Below are 1,408 nucleotides of genomic sequence, written 5' to 3'. Positions count from 1 at the left end.
GATGTCGTCCGCGAGTTTTTCATAGAGTTTCATCGTGCGTCTCCTGCCGGCGCGCGCCGCCCCGCCGCCGCCGCCCCGTGTGCGCCCGATACGCACGCGTTGCACGTGTTTCGCCCGCCGACCGGGCCGTCGTGATTCCTGATCTTTCCCTCCGGTTTTGCCTTTTCCATCGCACTGGCTCTCTCTTGAAGATGCGCCGGCAGGGTTCCCGGAACAGCGGGATCTGCAGCACTGTGCACTTGATGATCGAATCTTAAGAGAAGAACAGTTGGGGCCGAGTACACACATCGAGCCTGCGGACAAAAGTACAGTTCGGCGCGAATCGAGCATTCTGGGAAAACTGTACGTCTTATGAAATGGCCGGACGGCCGGTTGGCCAGTGGGCCGGCACAGCGCGGCCGGATCGGCCCGGGACGCCCGCCGCACGGGCCTTCGTCCGGTCGGACCCATGGGAGCGCAATACTGGTTTTCGTGGTGAGCGCCCCACCATGCGGTACACGATCGAATCTGTAGCCGGCGTCGGCGGTGCGATGCACGCCGTCCGATCAGTACAGAAGTAATCGCGCCAGAACGGCGCGACTGTCCAGAAGTGCACACCTGTCTGATCGCACCCTCGTTGATCTGCTCGTCGCAAGACTGACCGACACGACCGCCAGCGCGCGCTTCACCGGCATCGCGCGCGCTGAGCGCCGCTGCCGATCGGCGAACCCGATCCGGTCGTGTTCCCGGAAGTCGCGCGTGCGGTCGATCTGCTCGTCAGCGTGGCCGCGTTCGCGCTCGACGACGATGCCACCCGCGCGGCGGCTAGACGGCTAAGGCCCGCGCGACGGACCCGGTCCGCCAACGCGGTATCGAGACGCGACGCTGGGCGCCTGAACCGGTTGTCGGACTTGCCGCGGGGCGTGATGGCGCAACATCGCAGGCATGTGCTGTCGCTCGTATTCGCCGAACCGGTTGCGCAAGGGAGGATCACGATCGACGAACGCCACGTGCGCGCCGGCGCGTGGTCGTTGCATTGCGCGACCGGCCGCGCGACGCGTGACGCGCGACGGCGAGCCGGTCGAACCGGCGATCGCGCCGCCGCCGTCGCTGCTGCGCGCGGTGCCGTGGCTGCCTTGTGACGAAGCGCTGCTGCAGCGGATCGTCGACGTCGTCGCGGGGTGGCTCGACTGAGCCGGCGCCGTCAGATCGAACCGAACAGCGCGCGCGGCCGGTCCTTCAGCGTGCCGGACAGGATGCGCAGCCCGTTGACGAGTTCGTCGCGGGTGGCCGGGCACGCGAGGTTGATGCGCACGCCGTGCTCGAGTTCCGCGCGGTCGACCGCGAAAGTCGACGACGGCATCACGATCACGCCGCGCGCTTTCGCATTCGCGGCGAAGTCGTCGGCCCGCCACGGCGGCGGCAGCCG

General features: G+C 67.7%; 1 protein-coding gene and 1 pseudogene. One reads left to right on the top strand and one right to left on the bottom strand.

Going from position 1 to position 1,408, the window contains the following annotated elements; genetic code table 11:
* The first annotated feature begins 1,038 nt into the window (after positions 1-1,038).
* Positions 1,039-1,173 carry a hypothetical protein gene (locus tag JMF90_RS40655; RefSeq protein ID WP_023475958.1) on the top strand — a complete coding sequence of 45 codons (135 nt, stop codon included), beginning with the start codon at positions 1,039-1,041 and terminating at the stop codon, positions 1,171-1,173.
* Between the two features lie 10 nt (positions 1,174-1,183).
* Here the strand turns inward: JMF90_RS40655 and JMF90_RS36995 are convergent.
* A pseudogene (locus tag JMF90_RS36995) lies at positions 1,184-1,408 on the bottom strand (PLP-dependent aminotransferase family protein); the annotation flags it as partial.

This window comes from Burkholderia sp. E168m23, from assembly GCF_016586125.1.
GTDB classification, from domain to species: Bacteria; Pseudomonadota; Gammaproteobacteria; order Burkholderiales; family Burkholderiaceae; genus Burkholderia; species Burkholderia orbicola.
Note: the sequence above shows the minus strand (reverse complement) of the source record. Positions and strands in the feature narration are given on the sequence as shown.